This window comes from Tautonia sociabilis (assembly GCF_003977685.1).
GTDB lineage: Bacteria > Planctomycetota > Planctomycetia > Isosphaerales > Isosphaeraceae > Tautonia > Tautonia sociabilis.
On the sequence record NZ_RYZH01000046.1, the window covers coordinates 22,335 to 47,760 of the forward strand.

Annotated in this window: 12 protein-coding genes and 1 tRNA gene; 9 read left to right on the top strand and 4 right to left on the bottom strand. The window is 70.0% G+C overall.

The window, feature by feature from the left end; translation table 11 throughout:
- Positions 1-95 precede the first annotated feature (95 nt).
- Positions 96-7,526 carry a right-handed parallel beta-helix repeat-containing protein gene (locus TsocGM_RS19815; RefSeq protein ID WP_126727201.1) on the bottom strand — a complete coding sequence of 2,477 codons (7,431 nt, stop codon included), beginning with the start codon at positions 7,524-7,526 and terminating at the stop codon, positions 96-98.
- A gap of 575 nt (positions 7,527-8,101) precedes the next feature.
- Between TsocGM_RS19815 and TsocGM_RS19820 the strand changes: the two genes are divergently transcribed.
- Complete coding sequence (locus TsocGM_RS19820; protein WP_158633643.1) at positions 8,102-11,104, top strand: PVC-type heme-binding CxxCH protein; 3,003 nt, start codon at positions 8,102-8,104, stop codon at positions 11,102-11,104.
- Positions 11,101-11,763: an RraA family protein gene (locus TsocGM_RS19825; RefSeq protein WP_126727203.1), complete on the top strand. Its 663-nt coding sequence runs from the start codon at positions 11,101-11,103 to the stop codon at positions 11,761-11,763. The genes TsocGM_RS19820 and TsocGM_RS19825 overlap by 4 nt, the downstream gene beginning before the upstream one ends.
- A gap of 115 nt (positions 11,764-11,878) precedes the next feature.
- Here TsocGM_RS19825 and TsocGM_RS19830 read toward each other — a convergent pair whose 3' ends face one another.
- Positions 11,879-13,345: a M81 family metallopeptidase gene (locus TsocGM_RS19830; RefSeq protein ID WP_126727204.1), complete on the bottom strand. Its 1,467-nt coding sequence runs from the start codon at positions 13,343-13,345 to the stop codon at positions 11,879-11,881.
- A 133-nt stretch (positions 13,346-13,478) separates the two neighbouring features.
- On the opposite strand from TsocGM_RS19830, the gene TsocGM_RS19835 reads away from it, so the two are divergent.
- Entirely contained in the window at positions 13,479-14,303 is an 825-nt protein-coding gene (locus TsocGM_RS19835; RefSeq protein ID WP_158633644.1) for an alpha/beta fold hydrolase, read from the top strand.
- Positions 14,304-14,329: 26 nt separating this feature from the next.
- On the opposite strand, the gene TsocGM_RS26180 is transcribed toward TsocGM_RS19835, so the two are convergent.
- On the bottom strand, positions 14,330-14,488 hold the full coding sequence (locus TsocGM_RS26180) for a hypothetical protein (RefSeq protein WP_158633645.1): 159 nt from the start codon (positions 14,486-14,488) through the stop codon (positions 14,330-14,332).
- A 177-nt stretch (positions 14,489-14,665) separates the two neighbouring features.
- On the opposite strand from TsocGM_RS26180, the gene TsocGM_RS26185 reads away from it, so the two are divergent.
- Positions 14,666-14,788: transfer RNA gene (locus TsocGM_RS26185), tRNA-OTHER, on the top strand.
- A gap of 337 nt (positions 14,789-15,125) precedes the next feature.
- A complete protein-coding gene (locus tag TsocGM_RS19840) occupies positions 15,126-16,757 on the top strand; it encodes a TROVE domain-containing protein (RefSeq protein WP_126727206.1) in 1,632 nt (543 codons plus the stop codon).
- Between the two features lie 66 nt (positions 16,758-16,823).
- Here TsocGM_RS19840 and TsocGM_RS19845 read toward each other — a convergent pair whose 3' ends face one another.
- Positions 16,824-17,684, bottom strand: coding sequence for an endonuclease/exonuclease/phosphatase family protein (locus tag TsocGM_RS19845; protein ID WP_126727207.1), 861 nt, complete (start codon positions 17,682-17,684; stop codon positions 16,824-16,826).
- Positions 17,685-18,043: 359 nt separating this feature from the next.
- Here TsocGM_RS19845 and TsocGM_RS19850 point away from each other — a divergent pair, with 359 nt between their 5' ends.
- The 4 genes from TsocGM_RS19850 (at position 18,044) to TsocGM_RS19865 (ending at position 25,185) form a co-directional block, all read left to right on the top strand.
- Positions 18,044-19,528 (top strand): hypothetical protein, encoded by a 1,485-nt coding sequence (locus TsocGM_RS19850; protein ID WP_199756844.1) that lies wholly within the window; start codon positions 18,044-18,046, stop codon positions 19,526-19,528.
- Positions 19,529-19,584: 56 nt separating this feature from the next.
- Positions 19,585-20,718, top strand: a complete 1,134-nt coding sequence (locus TsocGM_RS19855) for a mandelate racemase/muconate lactonizing enzyme family protein (protein WP_126727208.1) — start codon at positions 19,585-19,587, stop codon at positions 20,716-20,718.
- A gap of 161 nt (positions 20,719-20,879) precedes the next feature.
- Positions 20,880-23,666, top strand: a complete 2,787-nt coding sequence (locus TsocGM_RS19860) for a DUF1553 domain-containing protein (RefSeq protein WP_126727209.1) — start codon at positions 20,880-20,882, stop codon at positions 23,664-23,666.
- Between the two features lie 43 nt (positions 23,667-23,709).
- On the top strand, positions 23,710-25,185 hold the full coding sequence (locus TsocGM_RS19865; RefSeq protein ID WP_126727210.1) for a DUF1501 domain-containing protein: 1,476 nt from the start codon (positions 23,710-23,712) through the stop codon (positions 25,183-25,185).
- Positions 25,186-25,426 lie beyond the last annotated feature (241 nt).

The window sequence follows — 25,426 nt, forward strand, 5'->3', positions numbered from 1 at the left end:
CCGATTCCGAGGCCGACGACGAGCCCCCGACGCCCCCCGATCGAGAGGATCGTCGGGGGTGGCGGGGGCCGGCTCGTCTCCGGGAGGACGGTCGATCAGCGGCGTCGGCGACGGGAGGCAGGTAGGGTCGATTCGATCTGGTTGGCGGCGGCCAGGCCGTCGACTCCCGAGGCGGAGGGCCGGATCCGGGAGGGGCCGGAGGGGATGATCGGCTCGACAGGCCGGGTGCCGACGAAGTCCCGGGAGAAATTGTCGCCGGTGGCGCCGTCGAAGTTGCCGTCGAAGAGGATCACCTGGCCGCCGTCGGTGACGGTGCGGAGCGGGTTCGCGCCGTCGCCGACGAGCGTCAACTGGTACCGGCCGGTCCTCGCGTCGGGCTGGACGTTCTCGGGGACCTGGAGGATGACCCGTCGGGCGACCTCGTCGTACTCGACCGGGATGAGCGGGGTCGAGCCTCTCCCGATCGCGATGCGGTAGTTGTCCGGTTCGATGGCCGAGACGAGTTCGATGTAACCGTTGAAGACCACCTCGATCGTCTCGATCCGGCCGTCGAGGTCGAGGTCCTGGGGGCGGATCGCCTGGACGGTCGGCCCCTGGTTCTGCTCCCGGGCGCCGGTGTCGTCTCGGTTGCCTCGGAAGGTGTTGTCGAGGAGGCCCTGGGTGTCGCCGGGGGCCTGGTTGATGAAGATGCCGAAGCCCTGGCGGCGCACCCCTCGGCCGTTGTCAATGATGGTGTTCCCCCGGACGACGTTGGAGGAGGCGTGCTCGCCGAAGATCTGGAGGCCGGCCTGGAGGTTGCCGGCGATCGTGTTCCGGAGGATCTGATTCCGGGGGGAGTCGTTGATGAGCACGCCCTGGAGGTTGGCCAGCGTCTCGGGGCCTCCCGGGAGCACGCCGACAGAATTCCCCGAGATGACGTTGCCCGAAGTGATCGCCCCCGGCGTCTCCCGGTTGACGGGCGTGCCGCCCTCCTCGGGAGTGACGAACTGGCCGAAGACGGTTCGGGAGTTGATCACGTGTACGCCCACCGTCGGGCTGGAGGAGACGCGGTTCCCCTCGATGGCGTTGTTCGAGCCGCCGAAGATGAGGACGCCAGTCTGGTTGGGCAGCGGGACCAGGCTGGAGGGGTCGACGCCGATGTCGTTGTCGGCCACTCGGTTGCCGTCGGCGAGGTCGCCGAGTTGGACGCCGGAGAACAGGTTGCCGCCGATCACGTTGCGCTCGACCACGTTCCCCGATCCCTGGACGATCAGCACCCCGTCTCCGTTGCCCAGCGGCAGGGGACCGCCAACCTGGCCGCTGACTCCTTCGACTCGGGTCCCGCGGTCGAACCGGGTTCCGCTGGCGTCGGTGCCGATCCGGTTGTCCAGGACGGCGTTGCCCGAGGCCATTCGGATCTCCACACCGTTGCGGTTGCCGGAGATCAGGTTCCCGGAGCCGACGACGTTGGCCGAGGCGCCGGAGTCGATCAGCACGCCGATGCTGCGGAGGTCGACCCGGACGTCGAACGGCAGGTCGATGCGGAACTCGATCTCGTCGTCGAGGCGGCGGGGAGGCTCCAGGTTCGGGTCGTCGTTGGCCCGGAAGCGGAGCAGGGAGGTGAACGATGCCAGGCTCGGGTCGAGTGCGTTGAGCCCGGCCCGGTCGGTGCCGATGGTGGAGCTGGCCACGACATTGCCGGTCGAGCCGGGGCCGGCGATCCGGACGTTGGCCCGGAGGTCGGGGGCGAAGCCCTGGCCGTTGGCGGCGATGAGCACGCCGTCGGCAGCCGAGGGGCCTCCGATCGTGTTGCCGGCCGAGTTCTGGATGAAGACGCCGTTGAGCGCGTTGCTCAGCGCGGCCGAGCCGTCCTGCGTCGTCCCGATCACCCCGCCGACAATGCGGGTGGACCGGGTCCCGTCGAGCAGGGCGATCCCGAAGCCGAGGTGGCCCGAGACGACGTTCCCCGAGAGCACGGTGCCCGAGGCGCCTTGATCGACGATGACCCCGCTGCCGGGATCGTCTCGAGAGCCGATCAGGTTGTCGATCACCACGTTCTCCGCCGCGCCGGGGCCGGTGATGAACACCTCGTTCCCCCCGTTGCCGGCGATCTCGTTCCGCAGGGCGTTCAGCGCCGGATCCGGGCCGATGGCGGTGCCGATCGAGTTCGCGCCCGCCCCGTCGATCCGCACGCCGACCCCGAGGTTGCCCGGCCCGATCCGGTTCGAGAGCAGCGCATTGCCCGACGAGCCGGCCCCCCGGAGCACGACCCCTTCGCCGGAGTTGCCGGCAACCGTGTTGTTGGCCAGCAGGTTGCCGGGAGAGTCGATCAGCACCACGCCGTCCAGCCGGTTCGGCAGGGATGCGCTTCCGACCGTGTTCCGTTCCAGCCGATTGCTCGGGGAGGAGAGCAGGGCGATCCCGAAGCCGCCGTTGTCGGCGATCTGGTTGCCGACGATCTGGTTGCCCGAGGAGTTGGCGACCAGGACGCCGCTCAGGGAGTTCCCGGCGCCGGCGATGCCGGAACGGTCGGTGCCGATGCGGTTGTCGGCCAGGAGGTTGCCGTCGGCCCCATTGACCAGCAGGACGGCGTCCCGGATCCCCCGGGAGATGACGTTGGCGACGATCGGATTGCCGTCGGCCCCGTCGATCTGGAGGCCGATCCCGACATTCGGCAGCGGGGAACCGTCGTCGTTACTCACGCCGATGAGGTTCCCCACCACGGCATTGCCGGAGCCGGCCCGGGGGTCGGTCGCGGTGGCCGACCGGACCAGCGAGACGCCGATGCCGCCGTTGCCGGCGACCACGTTCGAGAGGATCTGATTGGCCTGACCATCGAGCACGGTGACGCCGCCGATCGCGTTGCCCAGGCCCGGGGCGCCTCCGGCGTTGGTGCCGATCCAGTTGCCGAGGATCCGGTTGCCGCTCGACGAGAGCCCGGCAACGATGACCCCGAAGCCGCCGTTGCCCGCGAGGACGTTCCCCACGCCGCCGACGAGGTTGCCCGGCGCGTCGAGGATCAGCACGCCGCTGCCGCCGTTGCCCAGCGCCATCGCGCCGGAGGCGTCGGTGCCGATGCGGTTGCCGGCGACGACGTTGTTCGAGGAGCCGGCGAGGATCCGGACGCCGTCGCCGCCGTTGCCCGAGATCAGGTTGGCCGATGGCTCGTCGATGCCGCCGACGACGTTCCCCGTCGCGGAGGAGAGGACCACCCCCGCCCCGGCGTTGCCCAGGGCGGTTGTGCCGGCCGGGTCGGTGCCGATGCGGTTGTTGGCCACGACGTTGCCCGAGGCGCCGGCCTCGATGCGAACGCCGTCGCCGAAGTTCGAGGAGATGAGATTGGGGGAGGCGTCGGCCCGGCCGATGAGGTTGCCGGTCGCCCCAACAACCAGCACGCCCTCCCCGGCGTTGCCAAGGCGGGTGGCCCCGGTCGGTCCGACGCCGATGAAGCTGCCGACCAGCACGTTGGCCGAAGTTTCCTCGCCGGCGATCCGAACGCCGGGGCCGCCGTTCTGCGTGACCACGTTGCCGGCGCCAATGGTGTTGGCCGAGGCCCCCGACTCGATGGCCACGCCCACCAGATGGTTGGTCGAGACGATGTTGCCGGCGTCGAGCGCGTTGGCCGAGGCCAGCCGCTCGATCACCACGCCTCCCCCCGCGTTGCCGGTGATCGTGTTCCCGCCCAGCCGGTTGCCCGAGGTCCCCTGCCCTTCGATCCGGACGCCGGCGCCGGCGTTCGCGTCAATGGCGTTGTCAGTGATCGTGTTGGCCGACGCCTGGCCCTCGATCCCCACGCCATCGCCAGCGTTGGCGTCGATGGCGTTGCCGGAGACGAGGTTGCCCGAGGTCCCCTCGCCGAGGAGGCGGAGGCCGTCGCCCGCGTTGGCCGAGAGTGTGTTTCCGGCGCCAACGGTGTTAGCCGTCGCGCCTCCCTCGATGCGGACGCCATCGCCAGCATTGCCCAGGGGAAGCGAGCCGGAGGGGTCGGTGCCGATGACGTTGCCGACGATCGCGTTGGCCGACGTGCCAGCGCCGATGACCGAGACGCCCCCCTGGGCGTTGGCCGCGATCGAGTTGCCGACGCCGACGGTGTTGGCCGAGGCCCCCGACTCGATCCTTACGCCAAACTCGCCGTTTGGCCGGGCGGCCGCCCCGCTCGCGTCGGTCCCGATGCGGTTCCCCAAGACCAGATTGGCCGACGTCCCCACCCCGGTGATGCGGACCCCCGCCCCCGTGTTCCGACCGATGACGTTGCCGCTCCCGATCGTGTTGGCGAAGGCCCTCGATTCGACGCGAGCGCCGTCCCGTCCGTTCTCGGAGATCGAATTGCCCCGGGCGGTGTTGGCCGAGGCGGCCATCTCGAAGCGGATCCCGTCAGACGCGTTGCGTTCGAGAGCGTTGCCCAGGACGAGGTTGGCCGAGGTACCGGCGCCGGAAAGCACCACACCGGCGAGGGAGTTGCCGGCGACCGTATTGCCCTCGGCCGAGTCCATCCCGCCAACGGTGTTGGCGGCGGCACCGGCCCCGATGCGGACGCCGTCACCGCCGTTGCCGTCGATCGCATTGCCAAGAACAAGATTTGCCGAAGTGCCGATATCGATGATGCGAACGCCGTCTCGGGCGTTGCCGCTGATCGTGTTGCCAGCGCCGATGGTGTTGCCAAAGGCCCTGGATTCGATACGGACACCCTCGACAGCGTTGGCTTCGATGCGGTTGACCACGACAAGGTTGTTGGTGGTCGACGCATCAGTAATGCGGACGCCGTTGCCAACGTTCCGGGTGATGGTGTTGCCGTCGACGGTATTGGCTGAGGCGGCCTCTTCGATGAGGACGCCGTCGAGGGAGTTCTCGAAGATCGCGTTTCCAACAACGCGGTTGCCCCCCGCCCCGGAGAGGACGACGCCGGACGTATTGAAGCCGATCGTGTTGCCCAGGGTTGGATCACCGCCGCCGACGGTGTTGGCCGAGGCGGCCTGTTCCAGGCGAACGCCGTCCTGACCGTTTCCGAGATCGGTGGAGCCATCGCTCGCGGTGCCGATAACGTTACCGACGACGAGGTTGCCGGTGGTCCCGGCGCCGGTGAGCCGGACGCCGTTCTGATCGTTGCCGGAGATGAGGTTGCCGAACCCGGCGCCTGAGGAGCCGACCGTATTGTCGGAGGCAGCCAACTCGATCCGAATGCCGTCCTGGGCATTGGGCAGGGCGAGAGTGCCGCCGAGATCGGTGCCGATAACGTTACCGACGACGAGGTTGCCCGTGGTGCCAGATCCGCCGATGCGAATGCCGTCCAGATCGTGGCCGGAGATCAGGTTTCCCAGGCCAGTGGGCGAGCCCGGCCTGCCGGCGCCTCCGATGGTGTTGTCGGTGGCCATCGCCTCGATGAGGACGCCGTTCAGGGAGTTCCCCAGGTCGAGGGTGCCGGCGGGGTCGGTGCCGATGAGGTTGCCGGCGACAAGGTTGGCGGAGGTGCCGGCGCCGGTGAGCAGAACGCCCTGGGCGTTGTTGGCGGAGATGACATTGCCCGACGTGGACGAGGGGCCGCCGATGGTGTTTCCCGAGCTGCCGCCGACGAGGACGATGCCGGCGTCAGTCGACTCGCCGTCGCCGTTGGGGAAGGCGGTGCCGTCGGGGAGCAGCCCGACGTAGCTCAGGGCGATCCGGTTCCGCTCCGAGTCGTTCACCCGGATGCCGAAGTCGGTGAATCCGACAACGGAGAGCGCCAGCATCTCGGAGGCCGGCCTCGACGAGGCGCCGGCCCCCGAGGCGAGGTCGAGCCCGATCGAGACGTTGTTGCTGCCGTCGAGCACGATGACCGGCGCCGTCCCGTCGTAACCGGGCTGGGTCCGGCCGTCGATAACCACCCGATCGGTGATCGTCGGCAGCGGAGCGACGACGAGGATCGTGAACGGGGGGCTGCCGGACGGGATGCGGAACGTGATCCGGTTGCGGCCCGGCAAGAAGTTGGCGTTCCAGATGGCTCGGCGCAGCGACCGGAACGGGAAGGGGAACGGGGTGTCGAGCGTGGTGGTGACGCGGAACGGGTCGAAGGGATGGCCGACGCTCCCGCCCTCACCACTGGCAAGCGGGTCGTCGGAGGTGAAGGCGGAGGTGTTCCCCTGGGCGTCGGTGGCGGTGGCGTTGAAGACCAAAGAGGCCGGGTCGGCCGGGGTGGGAGCGTCGGGGAAGGCGAACTCGTCGCTCGGGAAGACCCCGCCGGGGAAGAGGGCGGGGTCGAGCGGGAAGGAGGTCGTCGTCTCCTCGGCCGATCCCAGGGCGATCGTGTGGGCCCCCAGGAACACGCGGCCCTCCGGATCGTTCGAAACGGCCGCGAACAGCTCGATGCGGAACGGGCCGTTGGTTCCGGGGGGAGACTGCACCGTGAGCATCACGCTCGGGTTGGGCGACCCGGCAACGATCTCGGCGTCGAGGATCGTCGGCGCCTGCTGACCGCCGTTGCCGCCGTCGGTCAGGTCAATCCCGCTCCCACCGTGGGAGAAGATGCGATTGCCGAGAATCGGGTTGCCGGTGGTATTCGAGCCGTCCACCCGGACGCCGGCCTGGCCGTTGTTGGTGATGAGGTTGTGCGGCTGGCTCGCCTGGCCGCCGATGGTGTTCAGCGCCGCGTCGGCCTCGATGAGCACCCCGCTCAGGGTGTTTCCCAGCGCGATCGTGCCGGCGAGGTCGGTGCCGATGGCGTTGCGGTCCACGAGGTTGCCCTCGCTGCCGGCCCCCGAGATGCGGACCCCGTTGCCGGCGTTCCCGGCAATGACGTTCTCCCGGCCGGCCGACGTCCCGCCGACGGTATTCGAGGCCGCGCCCCCCTCGATGATGACGCCGTCGCCGCCGTTTCCCAGCGCAATCGTCCCGGTCGCGTCGGTGCCGATGAGGTTGCCGACAATCTGGTTGCCCGAGCTGCCCGGCCCCGAGATGCGGACGCCAGCACCGTTGTTGGCCGAGATGACGTTTCGATCCGCCGACGAGGTCCCGCCGACCACGATGCCCGAGCCATTGAGGAGCAGGCCGGCGTCGGTCGCGTCGCCGTCGCCGTTGGGAAGCGGAGCGCCGCTGGCGTCGAGGCCGATCAAGTTGCCCGAGATCACCGCGTCGTCGGCATTCACGAACAGCCCGGCGGAAGTCGCGCCGCCGATCGCCAGGCCCCGGACCTCACTGCCGTCGGCGTCGAGCTGAAGGGCGATCGCGATCAAGCCTCCCCCGTCGAGCACCACGACCGGCGAGCCCGCGAAGTCCGGTTCGGTCGTGCCGTCGATCATCACCGACTCGCCGGCCGCCACCGTCAGCGGCGATCCCAGACGGATGACGTGGGGAGCCGTGTCGGTCGCGTCGGGGATCGAGAAGGCGATGACGTCCGCCATCCCGTTCGCCGTGTTCAGCGTGCCGGCGATCTGGGCCAACTCGGACGCCGAGAGGGCCAGGGGATCCACCGTCCCGGTGTCTCCATTGGCCAGGGCGATCGCCTCCCGGAGCGTCAGGAACGGGTCGCCGACGGCGATCACGTCGTCGGTGCTGTTGACCGTGATCGTCGCCAACAGGACACGTGGCTCCGCCTGCTCCACGATCGGCCGCACCGAATGATGCCTCGGTCTCCGGGACGACTTACCGCGAATTCGCTTGCCCTTCCTCATCGGTGCGGCTCCAGGTCTGGGCGCTCACAGGTCAAATCGATCCGTTCTTTCGGTATCGCAGCCGGCCGCGGGACAGTCTGCCGAACCCGTTGAATCGCCGCGATCGGCCCGATCCGCGCATCTTCCAAGAACTACACTGTAATGTGCAGCCCTCCGGAGTCAAACGAATTGTCGATGTTGCCCAGAACTCCCAAACACAATCGGATCAAAGGAAATGATGGGTGATTGCTTGAGATTTCGAATAGCCAGAGGATGGGAGCGGAATGCTGCCGAGACCTGGGGCCTCGATCGGACGGGAGGTGGGTGGGAGCGGGGCCACGCCCTCGCGACGGGCGGAGGGTTTGCTAGGATGGCGGGGGCGGCCCCTGGTTCGGCGTCGGGATCCGGGAGTGGGGGCGGCGGCCGTTGGCCCCGTCGGGCCGGCGGTTCGGAGCATCGATCGAGAGGTGGGGCCAAGCCATCGCGGAGGCGGGGCGACGATGACGCGACGCGACTGGGGACCGGGCCGTCAGCCGAGCGTGGCCGTCGGGCTGCTGCTGATGACGGTGGCGGCGGGGACGGCGACGGCGACGGCGACGGTGCAGACCCGGCAGGGGGCGCCTCGGAGCCCCGTGGGGCCGATCGAGGAGTTGGCCACCCTGCACCTCAACCCGGGCCTGCGGGCGGAGTTGGTCGCCTCGGAGCCGCAAATCGCTAGCCCGGTGGCGATCGCCTTCGACGAGCGAGGGCGGCTCTGGGTCGTCGAGATGCGCGACTATCCCAACGGCCCCGCTCCCGGCGACCCTCCCGAGGGCCGCCTGTCGGTCCTGGAAGACCGCGACGGCGACGGCCGCTTCGAGCATGCCCGGGTCTTCGCCGACGGCTTGCTGTTCGCCAACGGCGTGCTCCCTTGGGGAGACGGCGCGATTGTGACCGCGGCCCCCCACATCGTCTGGCTGCTCGACGACGACGGCGACGGCCGAGCCGACCGCCGAGAGGTGCTGTACGAGGGGTTCGCCGAGGAGAACCCGCAGCTTCGAGTCAGCCACCCGACCCTGGGAATCGACGGCTGGGTTTACGTCGCCAACGGCCTCCGAGGCGGCAAGGTCCGCCGCGCCGGCGACCCCGACGCCGAGCCGATCGACCTCTCCGGCCGGGACTTCCGCTTCGATCCGACGACCGGTCGTGCCGAGGCGGTCGCCGGCATGGGCCAGTTCGGCCTGACCTTCGACGACTGGGGGCGCCGCTTCGTCTGCACCAACCGCAACCACCTCATCCCCATCGTGGTTGAGGACCGCTACGCCAGTCGCAATCCCGATCTGCCCGCCCCGCCGCCCTCGCGAGACGATCAGACGGCCGGAGGCGCGGCCCGGGTGTTTCCGCTGGTCGACCAGTTCACCACCTCGTCGCTGCACATCGGCAGCTTCAGCGCCGCCTGCGGCGTGACGATCTACCGGGGAGACCGGCTGCCCTCCTCCTATCGCGGCTCCGCCTTCACCTGCGAGCCAACCGGCAGCCTCGTCCACCAGGAGGTGCTCTCTCCCGACGGTGCCGGCTTCAAGGGGCATCCTCCGCGAGAGGGGGTCGAGTTCCTCGCCAGCACCGATCCGTGGTGCCGCCCCGTGTCGATGGCTCACGGCCCGGACGGGGCGCTCTATGTCGTGGATATGTATCGGGCCGTCATCGAGCACCCGCAGTGGATGCCCCCCGAGCTACGCGACCGCCCCGACCTGCTGCTCGGCAAGGACCTCGGCCGCATCTGGCGGATTGTCCCCGACGACGAGGCCGACGCCGACCGGAGCCAGCGTCCCTTCCCGGCCGAGGCCGCGACGGCCGAGCTCGTCTCCCTGCTCGACCACCCCGACGCCTGGTGGCGGACCACCGCCCAGCGCCTGTTGCTCCAGCGGAACGACCCGGCGGCGATTGACCCATTGCGCAAGGCGGCCCGATCGTCGGCCAGCCCCCTCGGCCGGGTCCACGCCTCCTGGCTGCTCGAGCACGCCGGGAAGCTGGACGAGGAGACGATCCTTGGTCTGCTCCGGGCCGACCACCCCCGGCTCCGGGAGCACGGCGCCCTGCTGGCCGAGCGCCGACTCGCCGACGCTCCCGCCCTCCTCGAGGCCCTGGCCGGGCTGGCCGACGACCCCGACCCCCGCGTCCGCTTCCAGGCCGCCCTGAGCCTCGGCTTCTCGGACGACGACCGCGTCCTCGACCCGATGGCGACGATCGCTCTGCTTGGGGCCGACGACCACTGGACCCGATACGCCGTCGCCAGCGCCGTCCCCGGTCGGGCCGGTGCTCTGGTCGAGACGCTGCTCTCACCGGAGCACGACCTGGCCGCGCTCCCCGACGAGGGGAGGATCGCCCTGCTCCGGGAACTGACCGCGCTGGTGGGCGCCCGCCGCGACCCGGTCGAGATCGCCGCCGTGCTCGGGGAGATCCAGTCCATCGACGGGGGCACCGCCAGCCGTTGGCTCGTCGCCGGGCTCGACGGCCTGGCCGAGGGACTCGGCCGGCGAGGGACGGGCTTGGCCGCCGTCCTCGACCGGCTGCCCGAGGCGGTCGTCGATCGCACCGCCTCGGCGCTGGCCCGGCTCTCGGACGTGGCCGAGGATCCCGACCGCCCCGAGGACGATCGGCTCCGGGCGATCCGGCTGCTGGCCCAGGCCCCCGGCACGGTCGCCCTGCCGGCGTTAGCCCGGCTGCTGGTGGACGAGCCGATCCAGGACCTCCGGATCGCCTCGGCCCGAGCCCTCGCCGCCAGGCCGGAGCCCGAGGCGGCTGGGATCCTGCTCGATCCCTTCCGATCGTTCACTCCCCCGGTCCGCCGGGCGGTCGCCTCCGCCCTGCTCTCCCGCCCCGACCGCGCCTCGGCCCTGCTCGACGCGATCGAGGACGGCCGCCTCTCCCCTCGGGACCTGGACGCCGACCAGTCCCGACGCCTCCGCGACCACCCCTCGGCCGAGGTTCGCGACCGTGCCCGTTCCCTGCTCGCCTCCAGCCTCCCCGGCGACCGGGCCGAGGCCCTGAAGCGCTACCGGGCCGCTCTGGAGCTTCCATCCGACCCCTCCCGGGGCCGTGAGGTCTTCCGTCGGGCGTGCGCCACCTGTCACCAGATCGAGGGGATCGGCGCCGTTGTCGGCCCCGACATCGGCGACACCCGCACGAAGACCAAGGAGGCGCTGCTCTCCGACATTCTGAACCCGAACGGCGCCATCGACGCCAACTACCTCTCCTACACCGTCGCCACCGTCGACGGCCAGGTCGTCACCGGCCTGATCGCCGCGGAGACGGCCTCCGCCCTCACCTTGCTCCGAGCCGAAGGGCAGTCGGACACGGTGCTCAAGCGAGACGTCGAGGAGATGCGCTCCGACGGCGTCTCGCTGATGCCCGAGGGGCTGGAGAAGGACATCACGGTCGACCAGATGGCCGACCTGCTCGACTACCTCAAGAACTGGCGCTACATGGACGGCGCCGTCCCCCTGCCGAGCCCCTCCCCATGAATGGACCGAACCCGGAGGCGATCGCCCTGGCCGATCGCCTGGCCGCGCTGTATACCCCCGTCGTCGCCGACGTGCTCGACCGCCTCGGCTACCGAGACCAGTGCCCCCAGGCCGACATCCGCCCGCTGTCCCCCGCGATGCGGTGCGCCGGCGTGGTTCGGACGGTGCGGACGATCGTCGCTCCGACGCTCGACCCCCCCGAGCCCTACAAGGGGGAGATGGAGGCCGTCGACGCCCTGAAGGCCGGCGACGTGATGGTTGTCTCTCGGTGTGAGTGGAGCTTCTGGGGAGAGCTCCTTTCGACCGCCGCCCGCTACCGAGGCTGCCGGGGCGTGCTGATCGACGGTTTCACCAGGGACACCCAGGCCATCATGGCGATGGGCTTCCCCGTCTTCTGCCGGGGCATCCACCCGGCCGACAGCCTCGGCCGGCTCGACGTGGAGGCGCACGACGTGCCCATCGAGTTCGGCGGCGTGGCCGTCCGCACCGGAGACCTCGTGCTTGCCGACCACGACGGGGTTGTCTTCGTCCCCGCCGCCGCCGCCGAGGAGGCGATCGCCCGGGCCGAGGAGAAGGTGGCGGGCGAGAATCTCGTCCGAGACAAGCTGGCCGAGGGGATGTCGGTGACGGAGGCGTTTCGGCGGTACGGAGTCCTGTGACGCGGGCTTTCCTGGATGGCGGATCGTCGCTCCGAGGATCGGGGGGCCGGGGCCGTGTCGACTCCAGCCCCCCGATCCTCGGATCGACATCGACAGCCCTCCGAGACCTTTGGGATCACTCCTCATCCATCGGGAAGATTGGCCGCCGGATGTGCCGGTAGGCGAACCGCCTGGGGTCGATGGCGGTGATGCCCGGCGTGTCAACCGGGATGATCTCCCCCGCGATCGGCCCGTAGGCCGCCTTGTAGGCGACGGCGGCCTTGGCGACGAGGATGCGTTGCGCGGCCGGGTCGAGGCCGAGGCTGGTGAGCTGCCCCAGGCTGAAGGGGGGCGTGCGCAGCGTGTTCAGCACCAGGGTGATCGGACCGGGCAGCTCGACAACGGCGGTCGGGCCCTGGTCGTTCAGCCGGCGGCCGCCGTGGCGGGCCTGGTCCTCGACCCAGGTGCCGTCGTGCAGCGAACGGACCTCTCCCGAGACGGCCACCGGCCCGCCGTGATCGGCGATCCCCCTCCCGCCGACGGCCCGCTCGAACCGCCCGCCGGGGCCGAGAGCACGGGCATGGGCGGCCGCCTCGGGGTCGTGGAGCACGACAATGGCATCCCGGGCCCCCTGTCGGATCAGCTCGGCCAGCAGCACGGTGCCGTCCCCCGGCGTGCCGCCACCGATGTTGTCGCCCAGGTCGACGAGCACGACAGGGGGGCGATCGGACGCGATCGCCTGGCGGACGGCCTCGGCGGCATCCGGAGAGCGGACGTCGAGCGCTCGGCGGATCGACCACATCCGTTCCCCCAGCTCGGCGGCGACGTCGCGGGCAAGGTCGGGGTCGTCGTCGGAGACGGCGATGATCGAGGGGCCCATCTCGGGGACGTCGGCGTAGGGGAAGCCGGCCATCACGCTGACCGTCGCGATGCCGGGCCGGGCCTCCAGCGATCGGGCCAGCTCCATCAGCGACCGCATCGGCTCTCGGTCGGTCTCCTGGCCCAGCAGATTGATGACCATCGGCGGCGAGACCAGCGCGGTGCTCGGGCGGAGGTCCCCCCGGACGATCGCCGAGGCCAGCCGAGCGGCGAGGACGCCCCGCTCGCGCTGGTCGATATGAGGATACGTCTGGTATCCCACCAGGGCATCGGCGTGCTCGGCCATCGCGGGGGAGACGTTCGCGTGGAAGTCGAGCGAGGCGACGATCGGAAACTTCGGGCCGACCGCTTCTCGAAGGCGACGCAGGACCTCGCCGTCAGCATCGGGGTGGTTTGGGGTGACCATCGCGCCGTGCAGGGCGAGCAGAAGGCCGTCGACCGGCTCTCGGCGGAGGGCGGACGCGATGCGGGCCACCACCTCATCGAGCACCGCGTCGTCGACCGGGCCCCCCGGCGTGGCCCAGGCCATCGTCGTGGGCACCGCCTCGAACCCGAAGCGGGAGGCCCCCTCAAGAAAGCCGCCGACCTCGTGGTGGGCGTCTCGCCAGATGGGGACGAGGGCGTCCCCGTCCGCGAGGCTGCCGGCGCGGAAGTCGTCGAGCGTCGTCCTCGACCCGGAGAACGTGTTCGACTCGTGCATCAGGCCGCCGACGGCGATTCTCATGGGGACGCTCCGGGGGCTTGTTCGAGGGCCGGTGGCAGGTCGCGGCCGGTCCTCCCCGCCAAGGTTGACGACGCGGCCGGCAGGGCTATCGTGTCGTCGAGGACCCGATCCGTCGAGGGGGGAGTGGCCGACGATGCCGATCGCATCGGTTAATGGGACGGAGCTGTTCTTCGAGGACGAGGGCCGGGGCACGCCACTGGTCTTCGTGCCCGGACTGGGGGGCTCGCACGCCATGTTCGCTCCCCAGGCGGAGGCGTTCCGAGGGTCGCATCGCGTCATCCGCCTCGACCTGCGCGGCAACGGGAGGTCGGGGAGGCTCGACGGCCCGATCGGCACGGTCATCGACCGCCAGTGCGACGACCTGGCGGCGCTGTTCGATCGGCTGGGCCTGGATCGGGTCGTGCTGATCGGCGTCTCCTACGGCGGCGCGGTGGTCCTGCGGTTCGCGAGACGGCATCCCGACCGGTTGTGGGGCCTGGTGCTGGTGGACACGTTCGCCGAGCTGCGGTGGACCCGGCCCATGGAGGCATTGATCCGCGTCTCGTCCGTCCTGATGCTGCCGGGCTTCTTCCTGCCTCGCCCGGTACTGCGAGCGTCGTTGCGTCTCTTCTATCACCGATGGCCGGCCGCGATGGCGGCGATCCCGGACCTAATCGATGGGTTCCGACCCCGAGAGGCCGCGCTCCAGAGCGAGGCGATGTGCCTGGTCGATGAGGCGAAGCACGCGGGGGAAATCGGGTGCCCCTCGCTCGGGATCGTCGGCGAATACTCGAAGACGGCCGTCCGGCTGATGGAGCGGGCGACGCTCGGAATCCCTGGAGCCCGGCTGGAGGTTGTGCCGGACGCATTTGATCCGACCAACCTCTGCCAGCCCGAGGCGTTCGCACGACGGTTGGCGGAATTTCTCTCCCGGCTCGGTTGCCCCGGCGGACAGAAGATGAACGATCATGACCATTGATAGCGTTTCTCTTAATATTTTTGTTTTTATTTTTGATCAACCGTGTCTACAATCCTTTGCCAGCGATCGACCGCACCGAAGGCGTGGACGGCGAGGCGGAACACGGCGCTGACCGCCACCCAGATCGCATGCCCCACCAGCGAGACGACGGCCAGCGCCATCAGCGGGACGAGCACCGCTTCCATCGCACGATCCCCCTGTTCGTTGGTGTCCGCCTGCGGGGTCGGGCCGAGGACAGTCCTCCTTCCTCTCCTGAGAATCCGGCCGTCGGGCGTGCCACGCCAGGGATCCCCGGCTGGAAAAACCCGACATGTCGGGCGAACCCCGGTCGAATCGCGGTGTCTGCCGAGGTACAACCCGATGGCGGGGTAGCTCAATCGGGTAGAGCGCGACGGATCACCGGCTCCTTGCCCGGCGACGGGCCGATCGGACGATCCTTATCACTTGTAATGACGAGGTTGTGGGTTCGAGTCCCACCCCCGCCGCTCGGCGAGCCGGAGCCCCAGGGTTATCGTTCGACAACGAGTGCTCCCCTGTGGCGTCCCCTTGTTCGCCGAACCGTTCCCCTTCGATGTGACGGCCCGTGTCCGATCCGCATCGCCTTGACCGGCCTGATTCTCGGGCCGGGACGCCGTGGATCGGTTCTCTGGTAAAAGCGGGTTCGAATCCCGCACGGGCCGCTCGGCGGGCCGGAGGCCGAGGGAAATCACGACGGTCCCGCGATTCTCCGACGCGCTCGGGTCTGGCCGGCCTCCTCCCGGGGGCCGACCGGCCGTCATCGCGGTTCCTTGGCCGATGTGTGCCCGCCGGAAGGAGGTTGTGATGGTCAGGTCGTTTCTGAAGCACGTGAACATCCGGCGGACTCCGCAGCGCGAGCCGATCCCGGGCTCGGTCCAGGTGCCAAACTCGGCGGGAGGCTTCGCATTCCCGGTCGACGACTGGACCCGGCTGGAGCGGTTTCTGATCCTCGGCAGCGAGGGCGGGTCGTACGACGCGACCGAGCGGACCCTGACGATCGAGAACGCCGGTGCCGTCATCCGCTGCCTGGAGGCCGACCCGGTCCGGACGATCCGCTCGATCGTCCAGGTGAGCGAGTCCGGCCGCGCGCCGAAGAACGACCCGGCCGTGCTCGCGCTGGCGATCGCCGCCGGGATGGGGCACACTGAGGCCGCCTCGGCCGCCCTGCCGAAGGTCTGCCGCACGGGCACACACCTGTTCACCTTCGCCGAGGCCGTGCAGGGCCTCCGCGGCTGGGGCCGCGGCCTGCGCCGCGGCGTGGCGTCGTGGTACGAGGGGAAGCCGATCGACGCGATCGCCTACCAGGTCGCTAAGTACCGCAGCCGATCGGGCTGGTCGCACCGCGACCTGCTCCGCCTGGCTCACCCGACCACCGGCGACCCGGCCCGCCAGGCCGTTTATCGCTGGGTGGTTGGCGGCGCCGGAGCGCTCGGACCGCGCGAGGTGGCTCGGGGAGGGTCGACCGCGTCCTACCCGGACGTCTCCGAGCACCTGCCCCGGCTGCTGGCCGCGACCGACGAGGCACGCACCGCCGACCGGGCAACCGTCATCCGCCTGATCCGAGAGGACGGGCTGCCGCGCGAGTGCATCCCCACCGAGCACCTCAACGACCCCGAGGTCTGGGAGGCGCTGCTCGAGGCGATGCCGATGACCGCGATGGTCCGCAACCTCGCCAAGATGACCAGCATCGGCCTGCTGACCCCCGGCTCGATCGCGACCCGGACGGTCCGGGCCCGGCTGGCGGACGGCGACCAGCTGCGCAAGGCCCGCCTGCACCCGCTGGCGGTCCTGATCGCCTCGAGCACCTACGCCCGGGGCGCCGGCCTGAAGGGCGGCCTGTCGTGGGAGCCGGTGAAGTCGATCGGAGAGGCCCTGGACAACGCCTTCCTGCTGGCCTTCGGCAGCGTCTCGCCAGCGAACAAGCGGACGTTGATCGGGCTGGATGTCTCCGGGTCGATGGGCTTCGGCCGGGTCGCCGGCTCGCCGCTCACTCCCCGGGAGGCCTCCGCCGCGCTGGCGATGGTCATGGTGCGCACCGAGCCGGAGTGCCGCGTGATGGCCTTCCAGTCGAAGTTCGAGCCGTTCCCCATCGGCAATCGCGAGCGCCTGGCCGATGTGGTCCGGCGCGCGGAGGGCCTCCCGTTCGGCGGGACGGACTGCTCGCTGCCGATGGTCGAGGCGATGCGGAAGGGCTGGCCGGTTGACACCTTCGTCGTCCTGACCGACAGCGAGACCTGGGCCGGCGCGATCCACCCGGTTCAGGCGCTTCGGGAGTACCGCCGGGCAACCGGCATCCCCGCCCGCCTGATCGTCGTGGGCATGGTGTCCAACGGGTTCACCATCGCCGACCCGGACGACGCCGGCATGCTCGACGTCGTCGGCTTCGACGCCTCGGCCCCCGAGGTCATGAACGGCTTCTCCCGGGGTGATCTCTGATCGGTCCCCGGGCTCGGCGCCCCGGGTCGTACCCGCGACCCGGGGCGTCGTCGCGTTCTGGCTCGATCAATCAACCGGCCGCAAGACCGCCGTCACCGCGAAGTGATCGGAGGGCGTCCGGCCGTCCCGATCGGGCCGCTCGATCGTTGCCGACCGGACCTCCCAGCCCGGGGAGGCGGCGATCCAGTCGATCCTCGGGCCGTCCACGTCCTCGGCCCGGAAGCCCGAGAAGGTCCCCTCGCCGGCCGACCGCTCCGGATGGACGGCCCGGTAGGTGTCGATCAGTTGCGGGTCCGGCGCGTCGCCATCGAACAACGCCCGGTACGGCTCGCTCCCTTCCGCCGCGTTGAAGTCGCCGGTCACCACCACGAGGGCCCCCGAGGCGAGCTCGGCGATCTTCGATCGGATCAGGCGGGCCGACTCGACCCGGGCGACCCGCCCCCGGTGATCGAAGTGCGTGTTGAAGACGGCGATCGGCCGGGAGTCCGGCGACGTCAAGTCGCGCAGCTCGACCCAGGTCACCATTCGGGGCAGCGAGCTATCCCAGCTCGTGCTGCCGGCGGTTTCCGGCGTCTCGCTCAGCCAGAAATGGCCGCCTCGGAGCCGCTCGAAGCGGTCGGCCTTGTAGAAGAGGGCCATCATCTCGCCGGCCTCGGCACCGTCATCGCGGCCGGCGGCGAGGACCTCGTATCCGGGGAGCCCCCGGAGAAGGTCGTCGCGCTGGAAGGCGAGCGTCTCCTGAGTGCCGAGGATGTCCGGGTCGACGGCCCGGATCGAATCGATCAGGAACTCCTTGCGATGGTCCCAGGAGTTCTCGCCGTCGCTGGCGGATCCGTAGCGGATGTTGAAGCTCATCACTCGAATGTCGTCGGCCCGGTCCTCGCGCTGAGCGGGCAGACAGAGGGCCATCGAAAGTAATGCGATCATGGGACCTCCCGGCATGCTGGTTCGGGGCGGCAGCCTCCCGGCCGTCCCGGAGCGGCCATCCTACGCCCCTCGGCCCCCGAGGGCACGAGAAGTTGGGGTGAAATCCGGCTCGGGCGCCGATCAGTCGCATTCCCCCACCGCCCGGCCGCGGCGATAGGCGAGCCTCGAACGTCAAGGGTTTTCCCTCCACGCTCGACTTGCCAATCTCGATGGAGCGGGGCGAGCGACGAGGCGCCCGCTCGGGGGTTCCGGTCGCCCCCGTCGGGTCGTATCCTGAGCCCATCGAGCCCCGCCCTCCCCCGGAGTCGGCCCCTCGCCGAGCCTTCCGGAGCGATCACCGGACAGAAGAAGGTCCCGCCATGCACCGCCGACGATGGCTCCAGGCCGCGAGCGGCCTCGCCGCCACTCCCCTGCTGCTCCCGTCCCTCGCCAAGGCCGGGGCCGGGGCAACGGTCCTCCCGACGTCGGACGAAGGGCCGATCACGATCGGCTCGCGCCGAGAGCTGTTCGTTGACCGGTTTCTCATCGATCGCCTCGATGGCGGCGTCTCCCTCGACCTGGAGCGTCCGAGGGACGAGGGGATCGCCCTCCCCTTCGATCGTCCCTGGGAGGGTGCCTTCTGCGGCTACGCCACCGTACTCAAGGACGGAGACCGCTATCGCCTCTACTACCGGGGCCTTCCCCAGGCCGGCGCCGACGGCAGCGCCGTCGAGGTGACCTGCACCGCCGAGTCTCCCGACGGCCTCCGCTGGGAGAAGCCGGAGCTGGGCCTGTTCGAGGTCGACGGCACCCGAGCGAACAACGTCGTCCTCGCCGACATGCCCCCGTTCTCGCACAACTTCTGCCCGATGATCGACCCCCGGCCCGGCGTCCCCGCCGACGAGCGCTACAAGGCCCTCGCCGGCACGAGGCAGACCGGCCTCTGCGCCTTCGCCTCCGCCGACGGCTACCGCTGGCGACGCCTCGACGACGGCCCCGCCATCACCGCCGGGGCGTTCGACTCCCAGAACGTCCCCTTCTGGTCCGAGCACGAGGGGAAGTTCCTCTGCTACTTCCGCATCTTCGCGGATGGCTACCGGCAGGTCGCCCGCACCTCCTCCGACGACTTCCTCCACTGGTCCGAACCCGAGCGCATGACCTTCGGCGGCGCTCCGCTCGAACACCTCTACACCAACCAGACCAGCCCCTACGTTCGCGCCCCGCACCTCTACATCGCCATCGCCGCCCGGTTCATGCCGGGCCGCCGCGTCATCTCTCCCGAGCAGGCCGAGGCCATCGGCGTCGATCCGTCCTACTTCGGCGACTGCTCCGACGCCGTCCTGCTCTCCTCCCGGGGCGGATCGTCCTATGACCGCACCTTCATGGAAGGCTTCCTCGTTCCCGGCATCGGTCCCGAGAACTGGGTGTCTCGCACGAACTACCCGGCGCTGAACGTGGTGCAGACCGGCCCTCACGAGATGTCCTTCTACGCCAACCAGAACTACGGCCAGCCGACCTCCCACCTCCGCCGCTATTCCCTCCGCCTCGACGGCTTCGCCCGCGTTCGAGCCGGGTACGGTGGCGGTGAGCTGATCACTCATCCGATCACCTTCTCCGGCCGCCGCCTCTCGCTCAACTTCGAGACCTCGGCCGCCGGAGCCATCCGGGTCGAGATCCAGGAGCCCGACGGCCGCCCCATCCCCGGCTTCTCCCTGGCCGACGCCGTGGAGACGATCGGCAACGAGATCGACCGCGCCGCGTCCTGGGCCGGCGGCGAAGACGTGAGCGCCCTGGCCGGCCGTCCGGTGCGGCTACGCTTCTCGCTCAAGGATGCGAGTCTTTATGCGATGCAATTCATCGCATAAGTCCAACGAAGGTAGACCAGCAAGGGGCAATCACCCGGCTCGGAAAGGGGACCGACGTGTCGATCGTGGAGCTGGAGATCCGCCCCCTGACCGGGGCGACCGTCGATGGCGGCTGGCCGCAGGGGCATGAGCCGCAGGAGAACCTGCATACGCTGCTCATCCTCCGCACCGACGACGGCCGAGAGGGCTTCGGCAGTTGCTTCACCTCGGGATCGCTCGTCGCCGGGGCGATCGAGTTGCTCTGGCCAATGCTCAAGGGGGCGTCGTCCGTCGAGCCGGAGCGCGTCTCCGAGACGCTCCGCCAGTCCACCTTCTGGCAAGGCCGAGGGGGCGCCGTCGAGCACGCCATCAGCGGCATCGACCTGGCCCTCTGGGACCTCATGGGCAAGGCCTGCGGCCAGCCTGTCTCCCGGCTGCTTGGGGGAGACTATCGTCGGTCGATCAAGCCCTACGGCTCCATCCTCTTCGACGAGCCCGATCCCCTCCGCCGTACCCTGGCAAGCGTCGTCGAGCGCGGCTTCCGCGCCATCAAGCTCGGCTGGCGTCCCTTCGGCCGCCGCGACCGCAAGTTCGACGAGCTGATCGTCCGCTCGGCGCGTCAGGAAGTGGGGGACGACGTCGAGCTCATGGTCGACGCCGGCGGCAGCGAGCAGTTCTGGCCCCACGGCGTCAACTGGGCGAGGAACACCGCCGAGATGCTCGCCGACTTCAACATCGTCTGGTTCGAGGAACCCCTGCCCCCCGACGACCTTGACGGCTACGTCGCCCTCACCCGAGTCTCCCCGGTCCCCATCGCCGGTGGGGAGGTGCTCACCCGTCGCCAGTCGTTCCTTCCCTGGATCGAACGCCGCGCCGTCGACATCCTCCAGCCGGACTGCACCAAGAACGGCGGCCTCACCGAGTCTCGCCGCATCGCCTGGCTGGCGAGCGAACACAACATCCAGGTCGTTCCCCACGGCTGGAACACCGCGGTTGGCCTCGCCGCCGACCTGCAATTCTCCGCGGCGCTGCCCGTCGCCCGTTACGTCGAATACCTCACGCCGTGCGCCTACATCGACGCGATCACCGCCCGGCCCTTCCGCCTCGACGACCGAGGCCACCTCGAGATTCCCTCCTCGCCGGGGCTGGGCATCGAACTCGACCCCGAGGCCCTTTCCCGATTCTCGCCCAATCGTCGCGTCTTCCGCTGATCGGCCTCCCGCTCACCTTCCCCCGTCCGACGATTCTCCGCATCCGAAATGTACGACTTTTGTGCAACAGCCCTGTCCGTTATGCTCGACAGGGACCTCCTCGCGATCCGGCGCGCCGAGATCCCCCCGACGACGGCCACCCGAACGATCGAGCTGCCCCGATGAGACGCCCTCGAACGACCCTCCGGCCCGTCGTGATCGGTCTGATGCTCCTGCCCGCCGCCTCCCGGGCCGAGGATTCCGCTCCGGATGCCTTCTTCGAGGCGACCATCCGTCCGATCCTCGCCGAGCGCTGCCAGTCCTGCCACGACAGCGACGCTCCCGAGGCGGGCCTCTCCCTTTCTTCCCGGGCGGCGCTGCTCTCGGGAGGAGACTCCGGCCCCGCCGCCGAGCCCGGCGACCCCGAGGCGAGCCTGATCGTCGAGGCGATCCGCTACGACTCGTATGTGCAAATGCCCCCAAACGGCAAGCTGCCTCCCGACGAGATCGCCGCCCTGGAGCGCTGGATCGAGCTTGGCCTGCCCTGGCCCGGCTCTCCCGACGAGGAGGCCAGCTCCGCCCGGGAGGAGGAGCCGCACTGGTCCTTCCTCCCCATCCGGGAACCCCCGCCGCCGGAGGTGGACCACCGGGATCTCGCCCGCTCCCCGATCGACCGCTTCATCCTCCGTCGCCTGGAGGCCGAGGGGCTCTCCCCCTCTCCGGAGGCGGATCGTCGCACGCTCATCCGCCGCGTCTGCCTCGACCTGATCGGCCTGCCACCGACCCCCGAGGAGGTCGACGCCTTCCTCGACGACGACCGCCCCGACGCTTTCGAGCGGCTCGTTGACCGTCTCCTCGCCAGTCCCCACTACGGCGAGCGCCAGGCGCAGCACTGGCTCGACGTCATCCGCTGGGCCGAAACCTGGGGCTTCGAGACGAACTCCCCCCGCCCGAACTCCTGGCCGTACCGCGACTGGGTCATCCGAGCCATCAACGACGATTTGCCCTACGATCGCTTCCTCTTCCATCAGCTCGCCGGCGATTTGGTGTCTGACGATGCCGCGACCGGATTGCTCGTTTCCGGCCCGGCCAACTTGCCGGGGCAGATCGGCAAGGACGAGGAGTCGATGCGCCAGGCCCGCCAGGACGAGCTGGACGAGACGGTCCGCACCGTCGGAGAGGCGTTCCTGGGCCTGACGATCGGCTGCGCCCGCTGCCACAGTCACAAGTTCGACCCGATCTCCCAGCGCGACTACTACGCCTTCCAGGCCGTCTTCTCCGGCCTCCGCTACGGCGACCGCCGCCTCCGAGGCCCCGAGGACGACCGCTGGGCCTCCCAGGCCGCCGAGATGGCCGGCACGATTCAGTCCCTCCGCGATCAATTGGAGGAACGGCGCCTCTCCCTGGGCCTCCGCCCTCCCCTCTCGCCGAGCTACCAGGAAGACTGCTTCGACCCCATCGAGGCCACCGCCGTCCGCATCACCATCCTTGCGACGCACAACAACGGCCGCGCCTCGCTCGACGAGTTGGAGGTCTGGTCCGCCGACCCGGAGCCGGTCAATGTCGCCCTCTCCTCTCGAGGAGGCCGAGCCTCCGCCTCCAGCTTCGCCCTGGAGAACCAGACCAGGCACCCAGACAACCTCATCGACGGCAAGACCTTAGAGGAGGGTGCCTTCCCCTGGATCGTGGCCCAGGCGGGCCCGGCCTGGGCCCGGGTCGACCTGGCCGAGCCGACTCGCATCGACCGCATCGCCTGGCGACGGGGCTACGACGGATTCCCCACCGATTATGAGGTCGAAGTCCTCCTCCCCGACGGCTCCTGGCTCGCGGTTTCCAACTCCCGAGACCGCCTCCTCCACGAGGAAGATCGCCGAGCCGCCGACGCCGTGACGCTCTCCCGTGTCGAGCCCGAGGAGGTTGCCGGCCTCGTCTCCCTCCTGGCCGAGATCCGTCGCCTCGACGGCGAGCGTTCCCGACTCGCCGCGGGCCCCCAGGTCTTCTCAGGCCTATTCGGCAGCCCCGAACCGACCTATCTCCTCCGCCGCGGCGACCCGATGCAGCGTCTCGATCCCGTCCCCCCCGACGCTCCCGACATCCTCGGCTCGCTCGACCTGCCGCCCGACGCCCCCGACCCCGAGCGCCGAGCCGCCCTCGCCCGACACCTGACCGACCCCTCCCACCCGCTCACCGCCCGGGTCATGGTCAACCGCGTCTGGCAGTCCCACTTCGGCACCGGACTCGTCTCCACCCCGTCCGACTTCGGTCGCATGGGCCAGCCCCCCAGTCATCCCGAGCTGCTCGACTGGCTCGCCGCCGAGTTCGTTCGGGGAGGCTGGTCCGTCAAGCGCCTGCATCGGCTCATCGTCACCTCGGCCACGTATCGACAGGCGAGCACTCCCCGGACCGACGCAATCGCCGTCGATGCCGATTCCCGGCTCCTCTGGCGCTTCCCCCCCCGCCGCCTGGAGGCCGAGGCGATCCGAGACGCGATCCTTCGCGTCAGCGGTTCCCTGAACGACCAGATGGAAGGGCCTGGTTTCGACTTCTTCAACCAGAAGGGGGGCCTCTCCGACTACATCCCCGTCGAGCGCTTCGGGCCCGATGGCTGGCGACGCATGATCTACGCCACCAAGATCCGCATGCAATCGGTCGACGTCTTCGGCGCCTTCGACTGCCCCGACGCCGGCCAGATGACCCCGAAACGCTCCCAGTCCATCACCCCCATCCAGGCCCTCGGCCTGTGGAACAGCCCGTTCGCCCTCCACCAGTCGTCCCGATTCGCCGATCGCGTCCGGGATGAGGCCGGCGCCGAACTCGCCGATCAAATCGACCGAGCCGTCCGCCTCGCCCTCGGACGTCCCCCCACCGACGACGAGGCCGATTCCCTCGCCGCTCTCGCCCTCGAGCACGGCCTGGAGCAAGCGTGCCGCGTTCTGCTGAATACAAACGAATTCGTGTTGATCCCCTGATTGACGCGAACGACTTCGCGCCCCCGCCCCTCGGAGTGTCGCCATGCCCGAGCCCCGACCCTCGACGAGCGGGCTCCGCCTGCTGGACCGCCGCGCCTTCCTCGCTCGCACCTTCGACGGCCTCAGCTCCATCGCCGCCGCCGCGCTGCTGGCCGAGGACCGCCTGCTCGCCGCCGACGGCCCCCGACGCCCCGTGATCGACCCCGCCCGTCCCCACGCCCCTCGCCCGCCGCACTTCGAGCCGAGGGCGACGAACGTCCTTGTCATCTTCTGCGCCGGGGCCCTCAGTCATGTCGACACATTCGATTACAAGCCAGAATTAATTCGATTCGACGGCCGCCCCATGCCTGGCAACGAGCGGCTCGTCTCCTTCCAGGGCGAGAATGGCAATCTGAAGGCACCGCTCTGGCCCTTCCGCCCGCGCGGCCAGTGCGGCAAGATGACCTCCGACCTGCTGCCCCACCTCGGCGAGCTCGCCGACGAGCTCTGCTTCGTCCACTCGCTCACCACCAAGTCGAACACCCACGGCCCCGGTGAGAACGTGATGTCCACCGGCTTCACGACCGAGGGCTTCCCCGCCATGGGGGCGTGGATCACCTACGCCCTCGGCAGTGAGAATCGCGACCTCCCCGCCTTCGTCGCCATCGAGGACCCCCGAGGCATGCCCCAGTCGGGCCCAAACAACTGGGCCAACGGCTTTCTACCGGCCGCCTTCCAGGGGACACCGTTCAGCTCGTCGAAGCCCATCCGCCACCTCTCCCGCCCTGCCGGCGTGTCGGCGGAGGCCGACGCTGACGCCCTCGATGCCCTCCGCTCCCTGAACGCGAGGCACGCCGAGCATCACCCCGGCGACCAGTCCCTCGCCGCCCGGGTCGCCGGCTACGAGCTGGCCGCCCGGATGCAGCTCTCCGTTCCCGAGGCCGCCGCCATCGACGCCGAGCCCGAGCACGTCCTCCGGCTCTATGGCGCCGACCACCCCGACCCCGTCCGCTCCGGCTTCGCGCGCAATTGCATTCTCGCCCGCCGCCTCCTGGAGCGCGGCGTCCGCTTCGTCCAACTCTTCAACGGCGCCTACGCCTCCGGAGGACGGCTGAACTGGGACGGCCACAGCCAGCTCAAGGAGCAATACGAGGAGCACGCCGCCGTCCTCGACCGCCCCGTCGCCGGCCTGCTCCGCGACCTGAAGCGCCGAGGCCTGCTCGACTCCACGCTCGTCCTCTTCTGCACCGAGTTCGGCCGCATGCCCATGTTCCAGCTCGGCACCTACGGCCGAGACCACAATCCGTTCGGCTTCACCTGCTGGCTCGCCGGGGCTGGAGTCCGCGCCGGCACCAGCTTCGGCGCCACCGACCCCTTCGGCTTCAAGGCCGAGCAGGACGTCCTCACCGTTCACGACCTGCATGCGACGGTCCTGCACGCCCTCGGGCTCGACCACGAGGCGTTGACGTATTATCATAACGGCATTGAGCGCCGACTGACCGACGTCGCGGGCAACGTCATCCCGGCGCTCCTCTCCTGACCGGCTCGCACGATCCCCCGCAACCGACCCCTCCCGACTCCCCCTGATCGCGCCGCCATCGCCGGCCCGTCGGGAATTCGCCTGGCGACGAACCTCCCGGCCGCCGATCTCGTAGAAGGGAAGTCGCGAGGATGCCCCGCCCTCCTCGGGTGTTCGGGTGTCCTCGCCCTCAACTCCGGGTTGCCTAATCCCCTCCCGGGGGGTAACTTGGATTCGAGTTTCCCTCGCCCTGTCCCGGTTC